Raw genomic sequence first — 24,321 nt, 5'->3', positions numbered from 1 at the left:
CGCCCGATGACGACACGTATCCTCCCGGTCGTCGGAGATCCCGACGCCGCCCGCTCGATCACCACCCTGCTCAGCCAGCTCCCCGACGCGGAACCGGCGCCGCCCGTCGGCGACTCGACCCAGCTCATCGACCTGCTGGCGCGGCTGGCCGGCGAATCGCTCGACGAACTGCCCGAAGTCGTCCTGGTCCACGAGCGGATCGGCCCGGTGCCCGCGCTCGAACTGATACGGGACATAGCGCTGCGCTTCCCGTCGGTCGGCGTCATCCTCGTCACCACCGACCTCAGCCAGGGCGTCTTCGCCGCCGCCATGGACGCGGGCGCGCGCGGCCTCGTCACCATGCCGCTGAGCTACGAGGAACTGGCCAACCGGCTCCAGGCCGCTGCCCAGTGGTCCGTCGGGGTCCGCAGACACCTCGGCCACGGCGCCGACGTCTTCACCGGACCAGGCGGCACGGTCGTCACCGTCACCGGCGCGAAGGGCGGCGTGGGCACCACCGTCGTTGCCGTCCAACTCGCCCTCGCGGCGCAGGCGTCGGGCCGCAGCGTGGCGCTGGTGGACATGGACCTCCAGGCCGGCGACATCGCCTCGTACCTCGACGTACAGTTCCGCCGCTCGATCGTCGACCTCGCCGCCATCGCCGACATCTCCCCACGGGTCCTGTCCGACGCGGTGTTCAGCCACGCCACGGGTCTTGCGCTGCTGCTCGCGCCCGGCGACGGCGAACGCGGCGAAGAGGTCAGCGACCGGTCGGGCCGGCAGATCGTCAGCGCCCTGCGCGCGCGGTACGAGGTGGTGGTCGTCGACTGCGGATCGCAGATGACCAGCGCCAACGCGTCCGCGATCGAGATGGCGGACATCGCGCTGCTGGTCACCACCCCCGACGTGATCGCCGTACGGGCGGCGAAGCGGGTGGTGCGCATGTGGGACCGGCTCCAGATCCGCAAGGCGGAGGAGACGACGACGGTCGTCAACCGCTACACCCGTACGACGGAGATCCAGCCGCCGCTGATCCAGAAGATCACCGGGACGCGGCTGGTCGGGACCGCGATCCCGGCGAACTTCAAGGAACTGCAGGCGGTGGTGGACGCGGGACGGCTCCAGGACCTGGAGAGCCGGAGCGTCGTCAAGCAGGCGCTGTGGGGCCTGGCCGGCGAACTGGGCCTGGTGAAGGTCCCCGAGGGCGCCGACCGCACCACCAAATTCCGGGGCGACCGCGGCTCGGTGGGGCTGCGGCGCAGACGAGGAACCAAGGAGGGGGACGGCTGACGATGGGAACTCTGGGAGTACGGGCGAAGGGCTTACGGCGGCGCCGCCCCCTGTTCGGGGCCGGTCAACTGCCCGGGGCTGGTCAACTGCCTCGGGCCGGTCGTCTGCTTGGCACCGGGCACCGGGACCGCGACCGGGGGCAGACGGCGATCGAGTTCGTCGGCATGACCCCGCTGATCCTGCTGATCTGCGTCGCGATGTGGCAGTGCGCGCTGATCGGCTACACCTTCATCCTCGCCGGCAACGCGGCCGACGTCGGAGCGCGGGTGGGGGCGACGGGCGGTGCGTGCGCGGCGGCGGCCCAGGAGGACCTGCCGAGCGCGTGGTCCGGCACGTTCAACTGCGGTGCGTCCGGCGGCCTGTACCGCGCCGATGTGGCGCTGAAGGTACCGGTGCTGGTGCCGGGCGCGCTGGACTGGCCGTTCACGGTGCACGGCAGCGCGGCGTCGGTAGAGGAGGGCTGAGGGATGCGCAGGGCACGTCGCGGAATAGCCCGGGAAGCCGGAGAAGCCCGGGAAGCCGGAGAAGCCCGGCGGTTGGGTCAGTCGGGTCAGTCGGGCCAAGTGGCCATCGAATACCTGGGCTTCATCCCGTTGCTGCTGATAGTGGCGCTGCTGGCCATCCAGTTGGGGCTCGCCGCGTACGCGGCGAACCAGGCGGGCACGGCGGCGCGGGTGGCGGCGCGGGTGGCGAGCCAGGACCAGCAGGACCAGAAGCAGTCCCCCGAGTCTGCGGGCCAGAACGCGGTCAGCGGCTGGCTGCACCCCGCCATCTCGGGCGGCGCGGGGGGCGACAGCGCGACGTACACGGCCACGATCAAGGTCCCCACACTGGTGCCGGGTGTCGACTGGGGGACCGCCCGGCGCAGCTCGACCATGCCCATGCCAGGCAACTGACCCGGCGGACCAGGAACCGAACGGAGCTACGCACCATGAGCTTGCGGGCACGGATCACCTCCCCCGAGGAGAACGGCGCGAGGGGAGGAGACAGCCACCTCGTCACCACGTACCGCGCCAAACTGCTGGAGGAGATCGACCTCGCCGAGATGTCGGCCCTGGCCGCCGCCGACCGGCGCGCCAGGCTGGAGCGGGTCCTCGGGCACATCATCAGCCGCGAGGGCCCGGTGCTGTCGACGTCCGAGCGCTCGCAGCTGATCCGCCGGGTCGTCGACGAGGCCCTGGGCCTCGGCATCCTGGAGCCGCTGCTGGAGGACGCGTCGATCACGGAGATCATGGTCAACGGACCCGACCAGATCTTCGTCGAGCGCGGCGGCCGGGTGGAACAGCTCCCGATCAGGTTCGGCTCGCACGAGCAGCTGATGCAGACCATCGAACGTATCGTCTCGACCGTCAACCGCCGGGTGGACGAGTCGAATCCGATGGTCGACGCGCGCCTGCCGTCCGGCGAGCGCGTCAACGTCATCATCCCGCCGCTGTCCCTGACCGGCGCCACCCTCACCATCCGCCGCTTCCCGCGCTCCTTCACCCTGCACGAGCTGATCAGCTTCGGCTCGATCGACGAGCAGATGCTGCTCCTGCTGTCGGGCCTGGTCCAGGCGAAGTTCAACATCATCGTCTCCGGCGCGACCGGCACGGGGAAGACGACGCTCCTCAACGCGCTGTCCGGGCTCATCCCCGAAGGCGAACGCATCATCACCATCGAGGACTCGGCCGAACTCCAGCTCCAACAGGCCCATGTGATCCGGCTGGAGTCCCGCCCGGCCAACGTCGAGGGCAAGGGGCAGATCAACATCCGCGACCTGGTGCGCAACTCGCTGCGTATGCGGCCCGACCGCATCGTCGTCGGTGAGGTCCGCGGCGGCGAGTCGCTCGACATGCTCCAGGCGATGTCGACGGGCCACGACGGCTCCCTGGCCACCGTGCACGCCAACAGCGCCGAGGACGCGCTGATGCGGTTGCAGACGCTGGCGTCGATGTCGGAGGTGCAGATCCCCTTCGAGGCGCTGCACGACCAGATCAACAGCGCCATCGACGTCATCGTCCAGCTCACCCGGCACGCCGACGGATCCCGCAGGGTCACCGAGATCGCCCTGCTCGACTCGCACGGCAGGGAGGGCTACCGCATCGTCAGCGCCGTCCGCTTCGCCGCCCGCCCGCTCGACGCGAGCGGCCGGGTGTACGGCGAGTTCCGCTACTTCCCGCTGCCCCGCAGAGTGGCCGAGCGCATGTACATGGCGGGCCAGCCCATCCCCCAGGCATTCGGAGTCGCCGTGTCCGAAGAGCAGCTCCTCACCCGAGAGGCCAAGTAGGTAGCCCGCCATGTCCAATCCCGCACAGATCACCATCGGCGTCACGCTCCTGGCCTGCCTGTTCGGCGTCCTCGGGGTACGCCTGTACGCATCGGGCCACGCCCAGCGCCAGGACCTGATCGACCGGCTCTCCGCGACGGGCCAGGTGGCGGTCACCACCCGCAGACGCCGCTTCACCGGCATCGACCGCCGCCTGCGCCGTACCCGCCTCGGCCGCCGGATCGAACTCAAACTGGGTGCGACGGGCCTCGACCTCACCCCGGGCGAGTTCTTCGTCTACATGCTGGCGGCGGTGGCCGTGCTCTGGCTGATAGCCGCCACCGTCCTCGCCTCCTTCTTCGGCCCCCTGGCGGGCCTCGCCGCGCTCTGGGGCGCCAACACCTTCCTCAACTGGCAGCGTGGCAAGCGCATCGAGCGCTTCATCAACCAACTCCCGGAACTGAGCCGCATCCTGGCCAACGCCACCCAGGCCGGCCTGGCCCTGCGCACCGCCATCGCGATGGCGGCGGAAGAACTGGAAGCCCCGGCAGGCGAAGAACTCAGCCGGGTCGCCCACCGCCTGGCGGTCGGCGAATCGCTGGACGACGCACTGGGCGAGCTGGCGGAACGGCTCCCGTCGAGAGAACTGGTCGTCCTGGTCACCACCCTGGTCCTGTCGAACCGCGCGGGCGGCACGGTGGTCAGCTCGCTGCGGAACCTGACGCAGACGCTGGAGGAACGGAAGGAAACGCGGCGCGAGGTGCGGACGCAGCTGTCGCAGGTGACGGTGACGGCGTACGCGGTCCCGGGGTTCGGCCTCGCCGCCCTGCTGATGCTGAATCTCGTGCTGCCGGGCGCCCTGGACCGGATGACAGGAGCGTTCATCGGGCAGGCCGCGGTGATTATCTCCCTGGTCCTTTACGCGATCGGATTTCTCGTCATCCGCCGCTTTTCCCGTATCGACGTCTGAGGAGGGCGACGACCATGGAGCTACTGCTCGCCGCGGTGATCGGCCTCAGTGTCTACGGGGCGATCCACGGCATCCGGATGTACCGCGCCGACGCCAAACTCCCCAGCGACCTGGCCATCGCACTCGAAGTGGGCGCGACCCGCACCACCGCCGTCGGGTCGGTCATCGACCGGCTCGGTATGCGCTGGGCGCCCACGGTGCTGCGGCTGATGGGCCCCAAACTGGTCGACAAGAAGCGCCGCCAGATCGACATGGCCGGCAATCCCGGCGGTCTCACCATCGACCGTTACGGGGCGCGCCGGGCGGTCTACGGATTCCTCGGATTCCTCGGCGCCTTCGTGATGATCGCGCGCGGGCAGGTCTTCCTGGCGATGTTCATGGTTGCCTTCGGTCTGGTGTGGGTCGAGGTGGGCATCTGGTCGGCTGTCCGCGTCCGCAAGGCCGACATCGAACGCACCCTGCCGGACTTCCTGGACGTGCTGGCGGTGGTCGTGAGCGCCGGACTCGGCTTCCGGCAGGCGCTGGACCGGGTCGCGGAGAAGTACGTCGGACCCTGGTCCGACGAACTGCGCATCACCCTGCGCCAGATGGACATGGGAGTCAGCCGCAGGAAGGCCTTCGAGGAACTGCGCAGGCGGAACGACTCGGAGCAGGTCGCCATGTTCGTCACCGCACTTCAGCAGGGCGAGGAGCTGGGCGCGCCCATCGTGGACACGCTGATCGCCATCGCGAACGACATGCGGCGCACCGACGCACAGAACGCGCGCCGCAAAGCGGCGAAGGCCATCCCGAAGGCGACCTTCGCCGTCACCACGTTCCTGCTGCCGGGCACGCTGATCCTGCTGACGGTCGGCTTCGTCTACGGAGCCAATGTGGACTTCAGCATCCTCGGCGGCTGATGGGTCGTTGACCACGGGACGAGCGAGCAGGGGGGAGGGAACCGATGAGGCCGCGACTGAGCGGGCTGAAGGGCAGACTGGGCGCTGATCTGCACCTCGGTCCGACCGAGCCCGAAGCGGCCCCCGCGCTCCCCATCCAGCTCAACGCGCTCCAGGCGATGTGCCGTCAGGTGTTCGGCTTCCGCCTCGCGATGATCGCCGTTGCCACCCCCTTCGCCCTCGCCCGCACCGCACGCGGTCTGCCCACGGTCCTGGTCGGCGCGGCCGTACTGGTCACCTTCATGGGTTCGTACGTGCTGTTCCGCGACTGGGAACGCTTCGGCCCGCTGCTGCTCAAGCACTCCTGGCTGCTGGTGATCGACACGATCTTCGGCGCGCTGCTGCTCATCACCGCCACCCCGGACTCCACCCTGGCCTACGTCACCGTCTGCACCCCGCTGCTGGCCGGACTGGTCTACGGGTGGCGGGGAGCCGGCGTCTTCGCGACGCTCCAGATACTGATCCTGGTGGGTGTCCACGCCGCCGAACCCGACGAGGGCGGGGTCGTGGCCACCGCGCTGCTCCTGCCGGGCTTCTGCGTGATCGCGGGCGCGGTCGGCGTGACGCTGCGGGGGCTCCTCCTGCGGTTCGGTACGGCGAGCCAGGCGCTGACCGACACCCGTGCGCGGCTCGCGGTGAGCGAGGCCATCGAGGAGGAACGCGCCAGGCTCGCCCGGGAGATGCACGACTCGGTGGCCAAGACCCTGCACGGCCTGGCACTGGCGGCGGACGGCCTGGCAGGGTCCGCGGGCCGCCTGGACCCCGAAACCGTCCGGCTCCAGGCCGAGCTTGTCGCCCGCTCCGCGCGCCGGGCGGCGTCGGAGTCCCGCGAACTGCTCTTCGACCTGCGGCGGGAGTCGGGCCTTGACGGCGGTATCGCCCTGATCGCCGAACTGGGCGCCCGGACCGTCGACTTCGAGCGCCGCAGCGGTCTCCGTACGTCGTTCGGCCGGCTCGGCGCCGACGCCGTGCCGCCCCTGCCGCACGCGGTGGCCAGGCAACTGCTGACCATCGCCTCCGAGGCGATGGAGAACGCGTACCGGCACGCCCGCGCGGACCAGGTGGCGGTCTGTGCCGGTGTCGTCGGCGACCAACTGCGGGTCAGCGTCTACGACGACGGACGCGGCCTGCCGCCCGGGACCACCCTCGACGACCTCAGACGGGCCGGGCACTTCGGTCTCGTCGGCATGGTCGAGCGGGCCGCCGGTATCGGCGCGCGTATCCGTATCGGCAGAGGAGGGGCGAAGGTGGGCACGGAAGTCCGCGTCGAGCTGCCGCTTGCCGCCCTTCGCCCCTCGCAACTGCCCTTGCCGCCAGGCCCGTTCTCTCCGATGTCCACCTCGACATGAACGTCCCTCTCGACATGACCCCGACCCGAGTGCCACCCAGAGGAGGCCGCACGATGCCGGACGACTCTTTCCCCGCCTTTCCCGGACCCGCGGTGGCGAGTGCCCCGCTGCGCGTGGTGGTGGCCGACGACAACCCGGTGGTACGGGCGGGACTCACGGTCCTGCTGTCGGGCCGCGACGACATCGAGGTCGTGGCCGAGGCGGCGGACGGCCGTGAGGCCTACGAGGCAGCCCACCGTGCCCGTCCGGACGTGGTCCTGCTCGACGTACGGATGCCGGGCATGGACGGCATCTCGGCGCTGCCGCACATCGTGCGGATCTGCCCGGTGCTGATGCTGACGTACAGCCGCGAGAGCGAGATAGTCCACGAGGCGCTACGGCTGGGCGCGGGCGGGTACCTGGTGCACGGCGAGTTCACGGCCGACCAACTCGTCGCGGCGGTACGGGACATCGAGCAGGGCCGGGCACACTTCACGCCTACGGCGGCGAACGCGCTCCTGGAGGAGATGCGCCGGGGGCCGGCACCTGTGCCGGCACGAGTGTTGCCGGAAGGGCTCGGTACCGTCTATGCAGACGATGCGAATGCACATGAAGATCCGCGATTGCCTGCGATGAATCACGATGCCTTTACCAGCGGTTTTGCTTCGGCGGTCACAAAGAATCCTCATTCGTCGGAGCGAGGGGTTTCGCAACTGCAATCGAGTGTGCCACAGTCTTCGGTACGGCCGTCGGTCGACCGGGCTCACCGTGATCGGCCGGAACTCGGCCTGAGTGCGCGGGAGATGGAGATCATGGACTTGATCGCCTCGGGGATGAGTAATCATCAGATCGCGGCGACCTGTTTCATCAGTGAGAAGACAGTCAAGAACCACATCAATCGGATCTTCGCGAAGTTGGCCAGCGGCAGCCGCAGTGAAGCGATCGCGAAGTGGCTCGGCACGATGCCGAGCGGTGGTCCCGGCAGGGGGGTGATCGGTCATGGTTGAGGCGAGGGGGACGGCTGCACGCGTCCGTGGCTCATTTTGGGCCCAAAAATGGGTCCAGGGGCCCTCTGCCGGGCATGGTGTAAAGGCGTACGTTTCTCGCGTCGCGGGCGGTACCCGGCAACCGACGACCGGTAACGACGGCGACGCCCAAGGGACTTACTCGGCGGCCGTCAGGCGGTCGGTCCAACCTGGAGGGGAACCCCATGCCGAACAACGCCATGACGAAGGCCGCCGTCGACACCAAGGTGCGGGTCAACGGCTGGGCGAACACGATCGTTTCGCGGATGCAGAAGCGTTACGCGGACAAGGACCGGGGTCAGACGGCGTTCGAGTACCTGGGGATCATCCTGGTCGTTGTAGCGATCATCGGTGCCATTGTGGCGACGGGCATCGGCGGGGCGATCTCGGGTCGGATCTCCGGTTTGGTGGCCTCCATCACCGCAGGATGACCACGTACCGTCGTGGTGACCAAGGGCAGGCTTTCCCCATCTATATCGTGATGGTGGCGGGCCTGCTCTTTCTCGCGCTCGCGTTCTTCGCTGTCGGCAAGGCCGCCGCTACACGCAACGGGGCCCAGGGAGCGGCCGATGCCGCGGCTCTCGCCGCCGCTCAGGACGCCAGGGAGCTGCTGGGTCCTGACTTCTTGGCCGCGCTGCTGAAACCGGACGAGTTGGGCGACATCTTCGACGGGCAGAACGTCCTGGAGGCCCATCCGTGCTTCGAGGCCCAGGTGTTCGCGGAGAAGAACAGGTCCAGACTCGTTCCTCCCACCTGCGTGTTGAACGCCGGGCTTCTTCGCGATGAGTTCACCGTGCACGTCGAGACTCTGTACACCGTCGGCGATTCGGTGATCCCGGGTACGGAGGGGAAACATGCCACGGCAACGGCCACAGCTGTGCTGGAGCCCCGCTGTACGTGGAAGCAAGAGGACGAGCAAGAGGAAGACCCCACAGGTGATCCGGCCGCTGACCCCGATGCCCCTCCTGCCCCTGTGAGTTTCGCGTGTGACGGCGGAGATCTCACGATTGATCCGGCGAACCCTGGTTCTTGGGGTGAATTGAGCGAGAAGCTCTTTGCCGTTCACCTGGTTGACGGCAGCTGACGGCGACTGACGACATGAGAAAGCGGTATCCATGAACATCCGGCGTACGACGAGAACCCGAAGGGCAGTGGTGGCTGCTGCGATGGCGGCAGTCGCGACCGTAGCCGTCGCCGGCTGTGGCAGCGGGAATGACGACGACCCCAAGCCGCAGGAGACTGTTTCGTCGTCCCAGCCGCCTGGTGATGACGGGTCGCCGGAGAGCACCCCCAGTGCCCCGGCCACCGTGGACACGAATGTGAAACTGGCCGAAGTCGCGGGCCGAGGCGGTCTGGTACTGGTTGTCCATCAGATCAAACGTGACTCCGGCGGCTTCATCACGGTGAATGCCGAGATCAAGAATCCCACCTCAGGGATCCTGCCGCTTTCGGGGATGGAAGGCGCCGAGATTTCGTTGGTGCAGAGCAATCCGAACTCGGTCGCCGGAGCGACCCTGGTCGACACGGCTCAGAAGAAGCGTTATTACGTGCTTCGGGACACAGACAATCGCTGCCTGTGCACGACCGCCCTGCTGCCGCTTCAGGCGGGCAAGTCGACGCCCATCTTCGTGCAGTTTCCGACACCACCGCCGGGGACCACGAGCGTTGAGCTCAATGTTCCGACATTCGCTGCCGCCTCGCTGAATATCGCCGGGTGATGGTCAACATGACGTGCACTCGTGTCCGCAGCCACCCGAGACAACCACGCACCGCTGGAACAGTTCTGGTGGCATTCGCGTTCTTCGCGGCAACTGGCGTCCTCGGAACAGGGGCCGCCCCCGCATTCGCGGACGAGACCCCCAGCGTTCCGCCCGGTACCGAGGCTTCCGCCTCTCCGCCCGTCGAGGTCGACGGAAACGACCCCGACCTCAAGCTGCCCGAGGGTGGCACCCTCGCCGCGGCCAAGGTGCTGGACATCGTCCAGGTCGTCGAGGACCAGGGCGGCGAGGAGCGGCGAGAGGACACCAACGCCGAGATCACCTTCGCGCTCCAGGCCGAGGTGCTCTTCGGCAAGGACAGCGCGAAGCTCACCGGCCAGGCCAACTCCCGTATCGCCGCCATCGCGAACGAGATCAAGAAGCAGCACGCCGGCAACATCCGGGTCTTCGGTTTCACGGACAACCTCGGCACCTACGAACACGGCAAGGTGCTCTCCAAGCAGCGTGCCGACGCCGTACAGGGCCTGCTCGCCCAGCAGTTGAACGGTGCCACCGTCACGTACGAGGTCCGGGGGTACAGCGAGGACTATCCGATCGCTGACAACGGCACCGAAGAGGGCCGTAAGAAGAACCGTCGCGTGGAGGTCTCCTTCCCGCGCGGCGAGGGCGGTGGATCGCAGAGCTGATCCGGGGCGGGGCCTCCGGCGCGGTCAGGGGCGGTCGCGGAACGTGCGGCGGAGGTCCGTGGTCCAGGCCTCCGGGGTTTCCCACGGGATGAAGTGGCCGCCTTCCTCGTGGGCCGTGAGGTTCGTGTGGTTGTACCAGGACGCGCGGTCGCTGCCCAGCCAGTGCTGGACGCGTTCGGCGGGGGTCGTGACGCCCGGGGGGTTCTCGTGGGCGACGAAGGTGATGCCCGTCGGCGCCTCGACGGCCGGGTGGCGGTCGTGGGACGGGGCCCAGGGGTAGCGGTTGGCGTTGGCGTAGTAGCGGATCGACGTGCTGATGGTGTTGTTCACCCAGAAGATCATGGCGTGGGTGAGGAGTTCGTCCTTCGAGAAGACGGTCTCCACATCACCGCGACTGTCGCTCCAGGTGGTCCAGCGCTTCAGGATCCAGGCCAGCAGGCCGACGGGGGAGTCGGAGAGGCCGTACGCGAGGGTGCTCGGGTCGAGGAGGTGGGCCGAGAGGTGGACCGCGAAGCGGCGCTCCAGGGAGAGGAGTTGGCGGTGCGCGGCGGCCGGCAGGCCCGCCGGGAGCGGGTGGCCGCCGGTGATGTCCCAGGCGCGCTCGCCCGTGAACATGTCGAGCCGCTGGCCCGAGCCGATGTGGATCCCGTGGAGTTCGTCCGCGTACTTGTGGCCCAACTGGCCCGTGACGAGGGCGCCCACGTCGCAGCCGCCGGCCGCGTACTTCTCGTATCCCAGCGTGCGCGTCATCAGGGTGTGCCAGAGGTCGGCGACCTTGACGAAGTTCATGTCCGGGTCGTCCGGCAGCGGCGCGGAGAAGCCGAAGCCCGGCAGGGACGGGACGATGACGTCGAACGCGTCCGCCGGGTCGCCGCCGTGGGCGGCCGGGTCGGCGAGCGGGCCGACGACCCGGGACCAGTGCCAGAACGTCCACGGCCAGCCGTGCGTGAGGATCAGCGGGGTGGGGGCGGGCCCGACGCCCGGCTTGCGCATGAAGTGGACCGGTACGCCGTCCACATCCACCCGGTAGTGCTCGTACGCGTTGATCGCGGCCTCCGCAGCGCGCCAGTCGTACCGGTCGAGCCAGTACTCGGCGAGCTGCTGGGGGTAGCGGCGGCTGATGCCGTAGTACCCGTCGTCGTTGCCCACGTCGTCGGGCCATCTCGTCAGCCGCAGGCGGGCCTTGAGGTCGTCCAGCACGGCGTCCGGTACATGGATCGGCGTCGGCTCCAGGGGAAAGGCCGTTGGCGCTGTCATGGTTCCTTCCGGGGTGTGTGGGGTCGTGGCGCGAGTGGCGGGAATCGGGGGAGGAGGAGGGGGGAGGAGAGGCGCGGTCAGCCGTCCTCCGCCATCCGCGCCGCCATCCGCGCCAGCGCGGGCAACGCCGCGGCGATGGCGAGCCGTTCGTCGGCGGTCAGCGCCTGGGCCAGTTCGGTGAACTGCCGTACCCGGTCCTGCTGTCGGGTCTCGATGACCCGCGCACCCGCCGGGGTCACCCCGACGAGCACCGCGCGGCCGTCCTCGGGGTCCGGGCGGCGCTCCACCAGTCCGTCGCGCTCCAGCCGGGTGACGAGCTGGGTGACGGCGGGCTGGGTGATCTGCTCGTTCGCCGTCAGCGCGGTCAGCCGCATCGGGCCTTGGTGGGTCAGCGTGTGCAGGACCGACAGGGTGGTGAAGCTGTGCTTCTCGGTCGTCGGGAGCCGGATGGAACCACGGGTGAACTGCCCCATCACCGTGGCGAGTTCGGCGGTGTCCAGGTGCTGTCGGCTCTTGGCTGCCATGAGCCCAACGTATCAGTGATTTATTTAAATCGCTTATGTAAATGCTTGAGCCCATGGTTGGGTCCTGGGGCCCATGACGGGCACGCCGCCCGTCTCTACCGTCGCCGGTATGTCATCAACGGGGGGACGAGCGGGGGCACGGCTGCTGGGGCTGCGCCGGGCGCAGTCCGGGCAGTCGGCGATCGAGTATCTGGGCCTGCTCTGCGTCGTGTTCGCGATCGTCGGCGCCCTGATGGCGACCGGTATCGGTACGACGATCAGTGAGCGGATCGAGGCACAGGTGTGCCGGATCGGCATCGGCGGCGCAGGCGGTGGCGGTACCGACTGCGGCGGGCGCGGCGGGCGCGGCGACCAAGCAGGAGGCAGCCACGACAAGGGCCTGCCCGGCAAAGGCCTGCCCGCCGACGACGGCGATCCGGACGCCGCCGACGCCGACGCGCCCACGTCCCCCACCCAACTCGACTACGCCGCCGCCCTCAAGAACCTCCAGGACGCTCGGACCACCGAGAAGTCCGACTCCGAGAAGGTCCTCGAAGCCGCCAAGGAACTCGCGAAGATCCTCGCCGACGAGCTGGGCATCACGGACGCACTCGACTGCATCACCAAGGGCGACATGGGCGCCTGCACGGCGACCCTGGTCAATGTGCTGCTCAGCCTCATCGGCGGCGCCGTCGGCAAACTCGCGGCGAAGTACGGGGCGCCCTGGAAGTGGAAGAAGGCCGTCGGTCTGGTCAAGGCGCTGAGGAAGCACGGCGGGGAGCTGTACGACGCCCTCACGACCCTGCTGAAGAACCGAAAGAAGGTCGGCGAGGCGGAGAAGCGCCTCGCGGCGGCCAAGCGGAAGCTGGAAGCCGAACAGAAGGCACGCGGCGCGGGGAAGCCCGGCGGCAAACCGGGGGAGAAGCCCGGCGAGAAGCCGCCCACCTGCGCGGTCAGCCACAGCTTCCCGCCCGGCACCCCCGTCCTGCTCGGCGACGGCCGGCGCGTCGCCATCGAAGCCGTACGCACGGGCGACCGCGTCGAGGCCACCGATCCGCTCACCGGACGTACCGCGGCGAGACGCGTGACGCGTACGTTCACCACGCACGACGACAAGGACTTCACCCGGCTCACGGTGCGTACCCCCGCCGGGACCGCCGTCGTCACCGCGACCGACACCCATCCCTTCTGGCTCGCCGGCCGGCAGCGCTGGGCGGACGCCGGCGACATCGTGCCCGGTGCCGCGCTCCGCACCGAGCGGGGCAGGCCGCTGACCGTCCTCGCCGTACGCCGCTACGAGCGGGTCCGTACGACGTACGACCTGGAGGTCGAGGGAGCGCACACCTACTACGTGGGGGTCGGCGCCGCCACCGCGCTCGTCCACAACGTCGACTGCGAATGGCCCGTGGCCGACGACGTACCGGGCCCCGCCGCCGGGAAGGTCCTCAAGCGGCCGAACAAGCGGCACACCGTCAAGGGGTCGGTCGGCGCGGAGGTGAAGGAGGCCAACACCGTCATCCTCGACGGGATGCAGCAGCAGGTGGACGACGACATCAAGGCGATAGCCCAGGGCAAGGCCAGACTCGACGCGGACGGGAACACCTACCACGTCAACGGGCGGACGTACGAGGTGAAGGCCAACGGCACCGTCTTCCCGAAGGGCGGCCCCGGACTCGTCAAACTGGACCGTGTCGAGTACTCGGCGCTCCAACTGCTGGCGAAGGGCGACGCGAAGTCCCTGAAGCAGCTGCAGATGGATCCGAAGTTCAAGGCCAATCCGCAGGCCGTCGAGAAGGCCCGAGCCATCGTCGAGGGAACGTACAAGTGATCTGCAACTTTCTGGTCAGCCGTCGCATGGAGCCGGCCGAGCTGATCGCCGGACTCGCGGACGCCGCCCAGGTGCCCGCCGGGCAGGTGGACGTCTGCCATGAGGACGGGGACATGGATCACCGCTACTGGGGGGCTCCCGTCCTCTGCACGTACCACTGCCTGCGCGGTGACGTGGCCATGAGCCTCGACATCCAGGTGCGCTCGGCGGCGGGGACGGCCGGTGCGCCGGGGACGGAGGCGGAGCTGGCGCTGGCCTTCGCCGTCGGCACCGGGACGGGGGTGCTCTACCCGGACGACCGGATCGACCCGGAGACGTACTGGCTGGCCGACCGGACGGGGACGGTGACCCGGGCCCGGCTGCTGGCCACGGACGAGGAGCGGCCCGTGTACCGGGTCGACGCCGTGGAGTCCGCGGTCTCCGCCTTTCCCGGCGCCGAGGTGACACCGCTCGCCGAGATCCTGCGCTCGCAGCCCGTCCCCACACCGGTCGCCGACGCGCTCGGCTCGGACAGCCCGGCCGCCGTGTCCCTCCACATCTGGGAGCGGCTCGGGCAGCGGATGCGCGGCGACTGGGCCCCGTCCGGGCGGTACCTGCCCGAGCTGTACGCGCAGGATCTGGCCGCGCGCGACGCTTTCGAGAAGCAGGTCGCCGAAGTCGGCCCCGAAGAGCGGACGTTGCTGCTGCACGCGGTCGCCGAGCTGGACGGCATCTTCCGCGCGCACACGGTCGACGACGCGGGAGCGGCGGCAGCCCTGCCCTCGGCAGGACCGCACGGCGACGGGTGGTGGTGGCGGCGCGTCCCCCGGTCGCTGCCGTGGCCGGGGTGAAGTGACTGCCGGGCGTGATTGGGTCCGTGGGCCCATGCGGTGGGCCGCGTCGTTCCGTTAGCGTGCGGTGCACGGGCTGTGCCCTGAAGTGCCGAGGTGAGATGGGGACTTGATGAGGACGCGCGCCGCAGGCACCTCCCCGCTCCGGAGCATCGCCCTGGCGGTGGCGGCCGGATCGCTGTTGCTGGGCTGTACGGCCGGTACGTCGGACGGGGCGTCGGAGCGGACCGCCACCAGCGAGGCATCGGCGTCGTCCACCGCTCCCGTCCTGGTACCTCCGGCGTCGCCGCGCCCGACCGTCCCGCCCGGCGTCGGCGCAGGCAACGGGAAGGTGCTCTCCCAGGGCGAGTTGGACCGCGCGGTGCTCGCCGGCGGCGATGTGCCCGGCTTCGACGTCGGACCGATGGACCCGCCGCCCGCCCAGGGCGAACGGGCGGCCACGGCCGCGTGTGCGCCGCTCACGGCCGTCATCAACGGCAAGCCCGAGCCGGTCGCCAAGGCCGTCTCGTACCGGCAGATCACCGGCGCGGCCAACGGCGTGCCCGCCGTGTCGGAGTTCCTGACCGCGCACGGCCCGCGGGACGCGGGCGCGCTGCTCAGCCGGTTGCGTACGGCCGTCACCGCCTGCGCCAGGGGCTTCAGGGCGACGGGTGGCGACAGCCCTTCGACCTATACGGCCGTGCGGGACCTGACCGCTCCCCAGGCCGGTGACGAGTCGCTGAAGTACCAGGTGACGGGGGACTTCGAGGGCGATCCGGTGCCGCTCGTGTTCCACGTCGTACGGGTCGGCGGCACGGTGGCCACCTTCTACACCGCCAATCTCGAAGGTGCCTCGACCCCCGACCTGCCGCGGGCGCTGGTCGCCGCGCAGGTCGCCAAGCTCAGGTAGGCGGGGTTACGTGGCCACGTCCGCGTCCATCGTCACCTGTTCGCCGGGGCGCAGTCCCCAGCCCGCCATCGCGCCCGCCTCCGCCTCCAGCACATGGCGGGCCCGGAGGCGCGGGCGCGGCAGCCGGCCCGGTTTCAGCGTCTGGACATGAAGGACCGTCAGATGCCGGTCCAGATAGGCCACATCGATGGGGAAGCCCATCCGGAAGGTGTGCACACTGCTGCACGGGGTGATCAGCATCGCGCCCTCGACTCCGGTACGCCCCAGCAGCCCGCGCCGCCGGGCCCGGTACGACGCGGCGATCTCCAGGGGCACGGTGTCCCCGCCGACGACCGTCAACGTCCCTTTGCCGTCACGCCATTTGCCCACTTTGCCCATGACGGTAGACCGTAGCGCCCCCGGTGCCCCCGGGGCATGACCCAGGGAGCCCTCGACGCGCGTAAGTGGGCCCCAGGACCCATGACCGGGCGCGGTGGCGGCCGTTAGGGTCGGCCCTGTGTACGCCGCGCTGATCGTCCTCGCCGCCGCCTGGGGCGCCGCCATCGGGCTGCTGCTGCCGCGCGCCGCGTACCGGCTCTCGGTCGAGCCCGAGGACCCGTGGCGCGACAGCTGCCCCGCCGGTCACCCGATCACCGGGGTCGCGCGCGGCTGGCTGGGCGGGGCGGGATGCGCCACATGCGTGGCGGCCGGGATCCCCCCGACCGGTGCGGCCGGCACGGGCGGCGACGCGGCAACCCCCGCCCCCGCCCCGGCACCGGACAGCCCCGCGACCGGACCCGCCCCCGACGCCGGATCAACTACCGATGCCGGACCGGCTACCGACACCGGTGCCTTCGGCGCCGACCGTGGCGCCGGACCCCAGTTCCCCGCCGCCCGGGTCGCGTACGCGCCGTCCGTGCTCGTCCCCGTCGTCACCGCCCTCGTCTGCGGCGCGCTGGCCGCCGCCACCGGGCCGCGCCCCGAGCTGGTCGTCTGGCTGCTCCTCGCGCCCTTCGGCGTGCTGCTGGCGCTCGTCGACAGCAACGTCCACCGCCTTCCCGACCAGTTGACCCTGTCGCTCGCCGCAGCGGCCCCCGTCCTGCTGCTCTTCGCCGATCTGCGGCCCGGCGCCGACGGGGCGTGGTCGACGGCGGTGCTCGGCGGGTTCGTCCTCGGCTTCTGCTATCTCGTGCTGTTCCTGATCAACCCCAGCGGTATGGGCTTCGGCGACGTCAAGCTCGCGCTCTCGCTCGGTGTCGCCCTCGGCTGGTACGGCTGGGAGGTGCTGTTCTTTGGCGCCTTCGCCGGCTTCCTGCTCGGCTCGCTCTACGGGGCGGGGCTGATCCTGCTGCGCAAGGCGGGACGGAAGTCCGCGATTCCGTTCGGCCCTTTCATGATCGGCGGGACTTTGCTGGGGCTGCTGGCGGGCGCCCTCCAGTAGCGGCTTTCAGCAACGACACCCGATAAAGAGTTCGCCGTCCCCGAACCACCCCTGGGAGACTCGCGCCATGCACGGCACCCGTACCTTCGAAGAACTGATCGCCGAGGCCGAAGCGGTCTCCGTGGACGGCTGGGACTTCTCCTGGCTCGACGGCCGCGCCACCGAGGAGCGCCCGCCGTGGGGGTACGCCGGTGCCATGGCCGAGCGGATGGCGCGGGCCGGCGCCGCGCTGGACATCCAGACCGGTGGCGGTGAAGTGCTCGCCTCCGTAGCGCGGTTGCCACGGCTGACGGTCGCCACCGAGTCCTGGCCGCCGAACGTCGCCCGCGCCACCGCCCTGCTGCACCCGCGGGGCGTGGCGGTCGTCGCCGACCCTGACGAGCCGCCGCTGCCGTTCGCCGACGCGGCCTTCGACCTGGTCGTGAGCCGGCATCCGGTGAAGGCGTGGTGGGACGAGATCGCGCGGGTGCTGGCCCCCGGGGGTACGTACTTCTCCCAGGAGGTCGGCCCGGCCAGCGTGTTCGAGCTGGTCGAGTACTTCCTGGGGCCGATGCCGCAGGAAGTACGGTCAGGCCGCGACCCCGAGCGGGCCCGCAAGACGGCGGAGGCGGCCGGCCTCGATGTCGTCGACCTGCGGACGGCCGAGCTGCGCACCGAGTTCTTCGACGTCGGGGCCGTCGTCTACTTCCTGCGCAAGGTGATCTGGATGGTGCCCGGCTTCACCGTCGGCCAGTACCGGGACCGGCTGCTGGAGCTGCACCACCGGATCGAGGCCGAAGGCCCCTTCGTGGCGACGACGACCCGCTTCCTGATCGAAGCGGTCAAGCCCGGCCGTCCCGGTCGCCCCGGCCGCCCCGGCTGACCGGCGGCACGCCGTGCCGCAGCCGTGCGGAACCTCGTCGCGGATCGCGTCGTCAACGCGACGCCGCGGGCGCCATCGCTCCTGTGGGTTACCAAAATAACTGGCGAGTTCTCGCCACATCGGACCGCCGAATCGCGTCGGAGCCCAGTATTCCGGGGCACAGGCGGCATCCGAGCGCTTCCGGAGCGTCACGGCATCGCGCCATGGCACCCAGGACCACTTACAAAGGGTTATGGTGGAAACCCCCCCTCGGGCCGGTCCGTAACCCCCCCCCACGGACCGGCCCGTTTTTTCTTGCCCGGGCCCGCGAGCCGGACTCAAGCCCGAGCGGGGCTCAAGCCCGAGCCGGACTCGAAGCCGGCCGAGAGCGTCAGCTCCGCCCGGCCCAGATGTTCGTCCCCTCCGTGTCCACCGCGAAGGTGTCGATCTCCCGCAGCTCGTCGGCCGACAGCGGCTCGGCCCCCAGCGCCGCCACGTTCTGCTCCAGCTGCGCCACGCTGGACGCGCCGATCAGCGCCGACGTCATCCGCGGATCCCGCAGCACCCAGTTCAGCGCGAGCTGAGCCAGCGACTGGCCGCGCCGCTGCGCGATGTCGTTCAGCCCGTTCAGCCGGCGCACCACCTCGTCCGAAAGCAGCCCGGGGTCAAGGGACTTGCCCTGGGTGGCCCGCGAGCCCTCCGGGATGCCGTCGAGGTACTTGTTCGTCAGCAGTCCCTGGGCCAGCGGCACGAAGGAGATGCAGCCCATCCCGGCCGCCTCCAGCGTGTCCAGCAGCCGGTCGTCCTCGATCCAGCGGTTGATCATCGAGTACGACGGCTGGTGGATCAGCGCGGGCACCCCCAGGTCCTTCAGGATCCTGGCCGCCTCCGCGCTCTGCTCCGCCCGGTACGAGGAGATGCCCACGTACAGCGCCTTGCCCTGCTGTACGGCGGAGGCCAGCGCCCCCATCGTCTCCTCCAGCGGGGTGTCCGGGTCGGGGCGGTGCGAGTAGAAGATGTCGACGTAGTCGAGGCCCGTCCGCTTCAGGGACGCGTCGAGCGACGCCAGCAGGTACTTACGGGATCCCCATTCCCCGTACGGTCCCGGCGTCATCCGGTAGCCCGCCTTGGACGAGATGATCAACTCGTCCCGGTACGGGGCGAAGTCCTGCGCGAAGATCTTGCCGAAGTTCAGCTCGGCGGAACCGGCCGGCGGGCCGTAGTTGTTCGCCAGGTCGAAGTGCGTGACGCCCAGATCGAAGGCGCGGCGAAGAATGGCGCGTTGTGTGTCAAGGGCGTGGTCGTCGCCGAAGTTGTGCCAGAGGCCGAGGGAGACGGCGGGCAGCTTCAGACCGCTGCGCCCGCTCCTGCGGTACTCCATCGAGTCGTACCGGTCGTCAGCTGCGAGGTAATGGGGAGAATCAGTCACGCTTCCTTCCTTATCACGGACTTGTGACACTCCGGGTTGGGCTCCTGCCGCGACCGAGCAGTAGTGTGACGGCTTCGGGTCGACCAGGTCTGGTCAGGTCCCGGGCCGCAGCTGTCCCCAGGACCGGCCCGCCACGGAACCCCCGCACAGAATCGAGAGGTGGACTCACGTGAATCTGCGCGACCTGGTGTACGGGCTCTACGCACGCCGGGTGGAGGGCCGCCTCGACCACGCCCAGGTGCCCAAGCACATCGGCGTCATCCTCGACGGCAACCGGCGCTGGGCCAAGGCGTCCGGCGGCACGGCCGAGCAGGGGCACAAGGCAGGCGCCAGCAAGATCCTGGAGCTGCTCGGCTGGTGCTCGGAGACCAATGTCGAGGTCGTCACCCTCTGGATGCTCTCCACGGACAACTTCGACCGGCCCGAGCGGGAGCTGATCCCGCTGCTCGGCATCATCGAGGACGCCGTGCACGACATCGCGGCCGACGGCCGCTGGCGGGTGCACCACGTCGGCACCCTCGACCTGCTGCCCGCCCACACGCAGAACGTCCTCAAGGAAGCCGAGCAGGATACCGTCGGTAACAAGGGGATACTCGTCAATGTCGCCGTCGGCTACGGCGGCCGTCAGGAGATCGCCGACGCGGTCCGCTCCCTGCTGATGGAGCACGCGGGCAAGGGCACCTCCCTGGAGGACCTCTCCGAGATCGTCGACACCGACCTGATCTCCTCGCACCTCTACACGCGCGGCCAGCCCGACCCCGACCTCGTCATCCGGACCAGTGGCGAGCAGCGTCTGTCCGGCTTCATGCTCTGGCAGAGCGCCCATTCGGAGTATTACTTCTGTGAAGTCTTCTGGCCGGCCTTCCGGAAAGTCGATTTTCTGCGCGCCCTGCGTGACTACGCGGCGCGCCATCGCCGCTACGGCGCCTGAAACGGGCCTTGTGCCGTAAGGCATCCGGGCCCTTCCCCGCGGATCTCGCCCCGGCGGGAGCGGTCCGCCCGCGTCCTCTTCACCCACGATTCACCCGGTGTCCGTCATATGCCATGGCATGGCGGCGCGTGTTCGAGGGAATACCCCCTTCAGGTCGGCGTCCGAAAAGTTCTGTCAGCAATGCCAGGCGGGCGCCGCATCTCAGTGGACGGCATGGGGCCGTCCACCCGGGAGGCCCTTTGCACCAGGACGACCGTACGGTGAAACGTACGGGCGACGTGGAGGGCCGGAGCTCGGCCCGCGCATGGGAGCCGCAGCCCGGTCCACCCGCCCGCGACGCCGTCGCACCCCGACCTCATCCGAGGGGGTACGTCCTTCCGTGGTGACCAGCACAAAGCGCCGCATGCCTGACAGGCGCACCTACGTTCTCGACACCAGCGTCCTGCTGGCCGATCCGAACGCCATGTCCCGCTTCGAGGAGCACGAAGTTGTGCTCCCCATCGTGGTGATCACGGAGTTGGAGGCCAAGAGGTCCCATCCCGAACTCGGCTATTTCGCCAGGCAGGCCCTGCGCCGGCTCGACGACTTCCGAATCCGGTACGGACGCCTCGACGCCCCGCTCCCGCTCGGCGACCTCGGCGGCACGCTCCGTGTCGAGCTCAACCACTCCGATCCCGGCGTTCTGCCCGCCGGCTTCCGATTGGGGGACAACGACTCACGGATTCTCGCGGTAGCGCGCAATCTGCAGGCCGAGGGGTACGACGTCACGGTCGTCTCCAAGGACCTGCCGCTGCGCATCAAGGCGTCATCGGTCGGGCTGCTCGCCGAGGAGTACCGCGCCGAGCTCGCCATCACCGACTCGGGCTGGACGGGGATGAGCGAGCTGTCGCTCTCCGCCGAACAGATCGATCTCCTCTATACAGAGGAGACGCTGTTCGTGCCCGAGGTGAGCGAGCTGCCCGTGCACACCGGCCTCGTGCTCCAGTCGGACCGGGGCAAGGCGCTCGGGCGGGTGACGGCCGAGGGGAATGTCCGGCTCGTGCGGGGCGACCGGGAGGCCTTCGGGATCCACGGCCGCAGCGCCGAGCAGCGCATCGCCCTCGACCTGCTGCTCGACCCGGACATCGGCATCGTCTCGATGGGCGGCCGGGCGGGCACCGGAAAGTCGGCGCTGGCCCTCTGCGCCGGCCTGGAGGCCGTCCTGGAGCGCAGACAGCACCAGAAGGTGATGGTCTTCCGTCCCCTCTACGCGGTCGGCGGCCAGGAGCTGGGCTACCTGCCGGGCACCGAGGCCGAGAAGATGAGCCCCTGGGCGCAGGCGGTCTTCGACACGCTCTCCGCCGTCGCCGGGCGCGACATCATCGAGGAGGTGCTGGGGCGCGGCATGCTCGAAGTGCTGCCGCTCACGCACATCCGCGGCCGGTCCCTGCACGACGCGTTCGTCATCGTGGACGAGGCCCAGTCGCTGGAGCGGAACGTCCTGCTGACGGTCCTCTCCCGGATCGGGGCCAACTCCCGGGTGGTGCTCACGCACGACGTGGCGCAGCGCGACAACCTCAGGGTCGGGCGGTACGACGGGATCGTCGCCGTCGTGGAGAAGCTGAAGGGCCATCCGCTCTTCGCCCATGTCACGCTCAACCGCTCCGAGCGTTCGCCGATCGCCGCGCTCGTGACCGAAATGCTGGAGGAAGGTCAGATCTGACCCATATGCAGCAGTTGGCGCCGCCCGGCAAAGCTTGAGAGCTTAGCCGGGCGGCGCCGCGCTGCGCGGAGATTTCCGCGAAACACTTGAGGCAAACGAGGTGTGAGCTTTCACACGCAACGAAGAATTGCCTTGCGGCGTCACCGTCCGGCAGAGTCTTGCTTCCGTCAGGCCCCGCATACGGCACTCACGCATCTTCAGGGATGCGGCTCCATACAACTCAACAACTGCCGCCGTATGCCGCCCGCGTACCAACGCGGCACTCCCCGCAGGGGATTGCCCACCGGGCCCGTGTCTCCAGTGACCCGGTTAGTACGGAGACCAGTGCCAGGGGCACGATCGCGTCCGCGAGGTCACCAAGCGGGCGATGCTGGAAGGACACCGTGTGAGCCGGATTTCGGTCCGGGGATTCGCCGTGGCGTCAGCCACCGCGGTCACCACCGTCGGCGCTGTCGTGGGAGTTGCCTCTGGCGACCCCCAGACCTCGAACAGCGACAATTTCGAGGCGACCGCTGCTGACACGACACTCCTCGCAGACATCCCCGTAGGCCAGCAGGCGCAGGTGCAGACCGCGTCGCTGACCCAGCAGGCCGACGCGCAGGCCGCTTCGGCCGACGCGGCGGCACAGAAGTCCGCCGAGGAGGCGGCCCGTATCCAGGCTGCCCACGACGCCAAGGCGAAGAAGGAAGCCGCCGAGGCGAAGAAGGCGAAGGAAGAGCAGGACCGCAAGGACGCGAAGGAGCGTGCGAGCCGTGACTCGGCGCGCGCCGACGCCTCCAGCTTCACGGTCCAGAGCTCCTACTCGGCCTCCGAGGTCCAGGCGATGGCACGGCAGATGATGCCGTCCGACCAGTTCCAGTGCTTCAGCAACATCGTCAGCCACGAGTCCGGCTGGAACTACACGGCGCAGAACGCGTCGTCCGGTGCCTACGGTCTCGTCCAGGCACTGCCCGGGTCGAAGATGGCCTCGGCGGGCGCCGACTGGCGGACCAACCCGGCCACGCAGATAAAGTGGGGCCTGGGTTACATGGACGGCCGCTACGGCAGCCCCTGCGGCGCCTGGTCGTTCTGGCAGGCCAACAGCTGGTACTAGAAGTCAGAGGCAGCGCCGGGCCCCGCCGGCCGCTCAACCTCACGAAGCCCCCCGCCGTCCCTACGGTGGGGGGCTTCGCACGTGTACGGTCAGGTCCGGACGGCTTCGGGGGGAGTGAGTGGGGAGAGATCCGGGGGGAAGAGGGAACATCATGTCAAGAGTGCCAGCGTGGCTCGGTCGGGTAGGCGCGGAACTGACCCAGATGGGGGAGCGCTTGGACCAGCGCAGGGCCGCCGCGGAAGCGGACGACCATCACGACGTTCCCGTGGTGGATCATCCGGCGGAGAGCGTCCCGCCACCGCCCACGTACGCCCCGGCCGTCGCCGCGAGACCCGAGCCGGTCGCCGCCATCCCCTGGGGTATCCGGGTCGCCGGTGAGGCGGCCTGGCGGCTGCTCGTCCTCGCCGGCACCGTATGGGTGCTGATGCGGATCATCAGCGCCGTACAGATCGTCGTCCTCGCCTTTGTCGCCGGGCTGTTGATCACGGCGCTGCTGCAACCCACCGTCGCCCGGCTGAAGCGCGCCGGGCTGCCGCGCGGCCTCGCCACCGCGCTGACCGCACTCCTCGGCTTCATCCTGATGGGGCTGGTCGGCTGGTTCGTGGTCTGGCAGGTCGTGGAGAACATCGACGACGTCTCCAACCGCGTCACCGACGGCATCAACGAACTCAAACGCTGGCTGCTCAACAGCCCGTTCCATGTCACCGAGGACCAGATCAACGATCTCGCGAAGAGTCTGAGCGACGCGATCGGCACCAACACCGAGGAGATCACCTCGGCGGGCATCCAGGGCGTGACGGTGATCGTCGAGCTGCTGACCGGGATGCTGCTGGCGTTCTTCTCGACGCTCTTCCTGCTCTACGACGGCCAGCGGATCTGGCAGTGGGCGCTCAAGCTCGTCCCTGCGGCGGCCCGGCCGGGCGTCGCGGGCGCCGGGCCGCGTGCCTGGCGCACCCTCACCGCTTACGTACGCGGCACGGTCATAGTCGCGATGATCGACGCGATCTTCATCGGCGTCGGCATCTACTTCCTCGACGTGCCGCTCGCCGTGCCGCTGGCGGTCTTCATCTTCCTCGGCGCCTTCGTGCCGCTGGTCGGCGCCGTGGTCTCCGGTGCCCTGGCGGTGGTCGTCGCGCTGGTCACCGACGGGGTGTTCACGGCGCTGATGGTGCTGGCCATCGTGCTCGCCGTCCAGCAGATCGAGGGGCACATCCTGCAGCCCTTCATCCTGGGGCGCGCGGTACGGGTCCATCCGCTCGCCGTGGTCCTCTCCGTGGCGGCGGGCAGCCTCGTCGCCGGTATCGGCGGCGCTGTCGTCGCCGTGCCGCTGGTGGCCGTCACCAACACCGTCGTCGGCTATCTGCGCTCGTACAGCAGGGACCAGGCGCTGCGGACCCAGCCGCCGCCGCACGGCGC

25 protein-coding genes are annotated in these 24,321 nt (G+C 69.6%); 21 read left to right on the top strand and 4 right to left on the bottom strand.

All coding sequences use genetic code 11. The features are described from left to right. The first annotated feature begins 6 nt into the window (after positions 1 to 6). The 12 genes from HY68_RS05505 (at position 7) to HY68_RS05450 (ending at position 10,182) form a co-directional block, all read left to right on the top strand. Positions 7 to 1,269: a P-loop NTPase gene (locus tag HY68_RS05505; protein WP_041985087.1), complete on the top strand. Its 1,263-nt coding sequence runs from the start codon at positions 7 to 9 to the stop codon at positions 1,267 to 1,269. Between the two features lie 2 nt (positions 1,270 to 1,271). Further along, a complete protein-coding gene (locus HY68_RS40405; protein ID WP_078863441.1) occupies positions 1,272 to 1,733 on the top strand; it encodes a TadE family protein in 462 nt (153 codons plus the stop codon). A 99-nt stretch (positions 1,734 to 1,832) separates the two neighbouring features. Next, a complete protein-coding gene (locus tag HY68_RS05495; RefSeq protein ID WP_041985084.1) occupies positions 1,833 to 2,165 on the top strand; it encodes a TadE/TadG family type IV pilus assembly protein in 333 nt (110 codons plus the stop codon). 35 nt (positions 2,166 to 2,200) lie between these two features. After that, a complete protein-coding gene (locus HY68_RS05490) occupies positions 2,201 to 3,538 on the top strand; it encodes a CpaF family protein (protein ID WP_041985081.1) in 1,338 nt (445 codons plus the stop codon). A 10-nt stretch (positions 3,539 to 3,548) separates the two neighbouring features. Continuing rightward, the gene (locus HY68_RS05485) at positions 3,549 to 4,487 is read left to right on the top strand and encodes a type II secretion system F family protein (protein ID WP_041985077.1); all 939 of its coding nucleotides are present in this window, start codon (positions 3,549 to 3,551) and stop codon (positions 4,485 to 4,487) included. 14 nt (positions 4,488 to 4,501) lie between these two features. Then, entirely contained in the window at positions 4,502 to 5,386 is an 885-nt protein-coding gene (locus HY68_RS05480; RefSeq protein ID WP_041985074.1) for a DUF5936 domain-containing protein, read from the top strand. A 44-nt stretch (positions 5,387 to 5,430) separates the two neighbouring features. Beyond that, the gene (locus HY68_RS05475; protein WP_041985072.1) at positions 5,431 to 6,774 is read left to right on the top strand and encodes a histidine kinase; all 1,344 of its coding nucleotides are present in this window, start codon (positions 5,431 to 5,433) and stop codon (positions 6,772 to 6,774) included. 53 nt (positions 6,775 to 6,827) lie between these two features. Beyond that, positions 6,828 to 7,760, top strand: a complete 933-nt coding sequence (locus tag HY68_RS05470; RefSeq protein ID WP_041985069.1) for a response regulator transcription factor — start codon at positions 6,828 to 6,830, stop codon at positions 7,758 to 7,760. Between the two features lie 203 nt (positions 7,761 to 7,963). Beyond that, positions 7,964 to 8,209, top strand: coding sequence for a hypothetical protein (locus HY68_RS05465; protein ID WP_241778477.1), 246 nt, complete (start codon positions 7,964 to 7,966; stop codon positions 8,207 to 8,209). Further along, positions 8,206 to 8,862, top strand: coding sequence for a pilus assembly protein TadG-related protein (locus tag HY68_RS05460; RefSeq protein ID WP_041985065.1), 657 nt, complete (start codon positions 8,206 to 8,208; stop codon positions 8,860 to 8,862). Before HY68_RS05465 ends, HY68_RS05460 begins: the two co-directional genes overlap by 4 nt. A gap of 31 nt (positions 8,863 to 8,893) precedes the next feature. Then, positions 8,894 to 9,496 carry a hypothetical protein gene (locus HY68_RS05455; RefSeq protein ID WP_041985061.1) on the top strand — a complete coding sequence of 201 codons (603 nt, stop codon included), beginning with the start codon at positions 8,894 to 8,896 and terminating at the stop codon, positions 9,494 to 9,496. Between the two features lie 8 nt (positions 9,497 to 9,504). Next, complete coding sequence (locus HY68_RS05450) at positions 9,505 to 10,182, top strand: OmpA family protein (RefSeq protein WP_078863886.1); 678 nt, start codon at positions 9,505 to 9,507, stop codon at positions 10,180 to 10,182. Positions 10,183 to 10,206: 24 nt separating this feature from the next. On the opposite strand, the gene HY68_RS05445 is transcribed toward HY68_RS05450, so the two are convergent. Beyond that, positions 10,207 to 11,439 carry an epoxide hydrolase family protein gene (locus HY68_RS05445; RefSeq protein WP_041985058.1) on the bottom strand — a complete coding sequence of 411 codons (1,233 nt, stop codon included), beginning with the start codon at positions 11,437 to 11,439 and terminating at the stop codon, positions 10,207 to 10,209. Between the two features lie 77 nt (positions 11,440 to 11,516). Then, on the bottom strand, positions 11,517 to 11,963 hold the full coding sequence (locus HY68_RS05440; protein WP_041985055.1) for a MarR family transcriptional regulator: 447 nt from the start codon (positions 11,961 to 11,963) through the stop codon (positions 11,517 to 11,519). Between the two features lie 109 nt (positions 11,964 to 12,072). On the opposite strand from HY68_RS05440, the gene HY68_RS05435 reads away from it, so the two are divergent. The 3 genes from HY68_RS05435 to HY68_RS05425 all read left to right on the top strand — a co-directional run bounded on the left by HY68_RS05435 (position 12,073) and on the right by HY68_RS05425 (position 15,489). Continuing rightward, complete coding sequence (locus HY68_RS05435) at positions 12,073 to 13,770, top strand: polymorphic toxin-type HINT domain-containing protein (protein WP_041985051.1); 1,698 nt, start codon at positions 12,073 to 12,075, stop codon at positions 13,768 to 13,770. Next, positions 13,767 to 14,600: a hypothetical protein gene (locus HY68_RS05430; RefSeq protein ID WP_052457022.1), complete on the top strand. Its 834-nt coding sequence runs from the start codon at positions 13,767 to 13,769 to the stop codon at positions 14,598 to 14,600. The genes HY68_RS05435 and HY68_RS05430 overlap by 4 nt, the downstream gene beginning before the upstream one ends. Positions 14,601 to 14,712: 112 nt before the next feature. After that, a complete protein-coding gene (locus tag HY68_RS05425) occupies positions 14,713 to 15,489 on the top strand; it encodes a hypothetical protein (RefSeq protein ID WP_041985047.1) in 777 nt (258 codons plus the stop codon). A 6-nt stretch (positions 15,490 to 15,495) separates the two neighbouring features. Here the strand turns inward: HY68_RS05425 and HY68_RS05420 are convergent, their stop codons facing one another. After that, the gene (locus HY68_RS05420) at positions 15,496 to 15,867 is read right to left on the bottom strand and encodes a DUF192 domain-containing protein (RefSeq protein WP_041985044.1); all 372 of its coding nucleotides are present in this window, start codon (positions 15,865 to 15,867) and stop codon (positions 15,496 to 15,498) included. A gap of 118 nt (positions 15,868 to 15,985) precedes the next feature. Here HY68_RS05420 and HY68_RS05415 point away from each other — a divergent pair, with 118 nt between their 5' ends. Both HY68_RS05415 and HY68_RS05410 read left to right on the top strand, forming a co-directional pair. Beyond that, positions 15,986 to 16,909: an A24 family peptidase gene (locus tag HY68_RS05415; protein WP_041985042.1), complete on the top strand. Its 924-nt coding sequence runs from the start codon at positions 15,986 to 15,988 to the stop codon at positions 16,907 to 16,909. 67 nt (positions 16,910 to 16,976) lie between these two features. Then, on the top strand, positions 16,977 to 17,771 hold the full coding sequence (locus tag HY68_RS05410) for a class I SAM-dependent methyltransferase (protein WP_041985039.1): 795 nt from the start codon (positions 16,977 to 16,979) through the stop codon (positions 17,769 to 17,771). Positions 17,772 to 18,141: 370 nt separating this feature from the next. On the opposite strand, the gene mgrA is transcribed toward HY68_RS05410, so the two are convergent. Next, positions 18,142 to 19,179 (bottom strand): L-glyceraldehyde 3-phosphate reductase, encoded by a 1,038-nt coding sequence (gene mgrA / locus HY68_RS05405; RefSeq protein ID WP_041985037.1) that lies wholly within the window; start codon positions 19,177 to 19,179, stop codon positions 18,142 to 18,144. Positions 19,180 to 19,348: 169 nt separating this feature from the next. Here mgrA and HY68_RS05400 point away from each other — a divergent pair, with 169 nt between their 5' ends. The 4 genes from HY68_RS05400 to HY68_RS05385 all read left to right on the top strand — a co-directional run. Beyond that, the gene (locus tag HY68_RS05400) at positions 19,349 to 20,110 is read left to right on the top strand and encodes an isoprenyl transferase (RefSeq protein ID WP_041985036.1); all 762 of its coding nucleotides are present in this window, start codon (positions 19,349 to 19,351) and stop codon (positions 20,108 to 20,110) included. A gap of 379 nt (positions 20,111 to 20,489) precedes the next feature. Continuing rightward, on the top strand, positions 20,490 to 21,812 hold the full coding sequence (locus HY68_RS05395) for a PhoH family protein (RefSeq protein ID WP_041985033.1): 1,323 nt from the start codon (positions 20,490 to 20,492) through the stop codon (positions 21,810 to 21,812). A 385-nt stretch (positions 21,813 to 22,197) separates the two neighbouring features. Then, positions 22,198 to 22,905, top strand: coding sequence for a lytic transglycosylase domain-containing protein (locus HY68_RS05390; RefSeq protein WP_041985030.1), 708 nt, complete (start codon positions 22,198 to 22,200; stop codon positions 22,903 to 22,905). Between the two features lie 151 nt (positions 22,906 to 23,056). Then, on the top strand, positions 23,057 to 24,321 hold a 1,265-nt coding region (locus HY68_RS05385; protein ID WP_041995223.1), incomplete at its 3' end, for an AI-2E family transporter.

The sequence above is a fragment of the Streptomyces sp. AcH 505 genome (assembly GCF_000818175.1).
GTDB lineage: Bacteria > Actinomycetota > Actinomycetes > Streptomycetales > Streptomycetaceae > Streptomyces.
Note: the sequence above shows the minus strand (reverse complement) of the source record. Positions and strands in the feature narration are given on the sequence as shown.

What these genes read in the sequence shown, in the direction of transcription:
- HY68_RS05460 (WP_041985065.1), top strand. Translation starts at nt 8,206, where the DNA reads ATGACCACGTACCGTCGTGGTGACCAAGGGCAGGCTTTCCCCATCTAT.
- HY68_RS05465 (WP_241778477.1), top strand. Translation starts at nt 7,964, where the DNA reads ATGCCGAACAACGCCATGACGAAGGCCGCCGTCGACACCAAGGTGCGG.
- HY68_RS05410 (WP_041985039.1), top strand. Translation starts at nt 16,977, where the DNA reads ATGCACGGCACCCGTACCTTCGAAGAACTGATCGCCGAGGCCGAAGCG.
- HY68_RS05445 (WP_041985058.1), bottom strand. Translation starts at nt 11,439, where the DNA reads ATGACAGCGCCAACGGCCTTTCCCCTGGAGCCGACGCCGATCCATGTA.
- HY68_RS05480 (WP_041985074.1), top strand. Translation starts at nt 4,502, where the DNA reads ATGGAGCTACTGCTCGCCGCGGTGATCGGCCTCAGTGTCTACGGGGCG.
- HY68_RS05505 (WP_041985087.1), top strand. Translation starts at nt 7, where the DNA reads ATGACGACACGTATCCTCCCGGTCGTCGGAGATCCCGACGCCGCCCGC.
- HY68_RS05450 (WP_078863886.1), top strand. Translation starts at nt 9,505, where the DNA reads ATGACGTGCACTCGTGTCCGCAGCCACCCGAGACAACCACGCACCGCT.
- HY68_RS05440 (WP_041985055.1), bottom strand. Translation starts at nt 11,963, where the DNA reads ATGGCAGCCAAGAGCCGACAGCACCTGGACACCGCCGAACTCGCCACG.
- HY68_RS05455 (WP_041985061.1), top strand. Translation starts at nt 8,894, where the DNA reads ATGAACATCCGGCGTACGACGAGAACCCGAAGGGCAGTGGTGGCTGCT.
- HY68_RS05420 (WP_041985044.1), bottom strand. Translation starts at nt 15,867, where the DNA reads ATGGGCAAAGTGGGCAAATGGCGTGACGGCAAAGGGACGTTGACGGTC.
- HY68_RS05470 (WP_041985069.1), top strand. Translation starts at nt 6,828, where the DNA reads ATGCCGGACGACTCTTTCCCCGCCTTTCCCGGACCCGCGGTGGCGAGT.
- HY68_RS05490 (WP_041985081.1), top strand. Translation starts at nt 2,201, where the DNA reads ATGAGCTTGCGGGCACGGATCACCTCCCCCGAGGAGAACGGCGCGAGG.
- HY68_RS05475 (WP_041985072.1), top strand. Translation starts at nt 5,431, where the DNA reads ATGAGGCCGCGACTGAGCGGGCTGAAGGGCAGACTGGGCGCTGATCTG.
- HY68_RS40405 (WP_078863441.1), top strand. Translation starts at nt 1,272, where the DNA reads ATGGGAACTCTGGGAGTACGGGCGAAGGGCTTACGGCGGCGCCGCCCC.
- HY68_RS05425 (WP_041985047.1), top strand. Translation starts at nt 14,713, where the DNA reads ATGAGGACGCGCGCCGCAGGCACCTCCCCGCTCCGGAGCATCGCCCTG.
- HY68_RS05485 (WP_041985077.1), top strand. Translation starts at nt 3,549, where the DNA reads ATGTCCAATCCCGCACAGATCACCATCGGCGTCACGCTCCTGGCCTGC.
- HY68_RS05435 (WP_041985051.1), top strand. Translation starts at nt 12,073, where the DNA reads ATGTCATCAACGGGGGGACGAGCGGGGGCACGGCTGCTGGGGCTGCGC.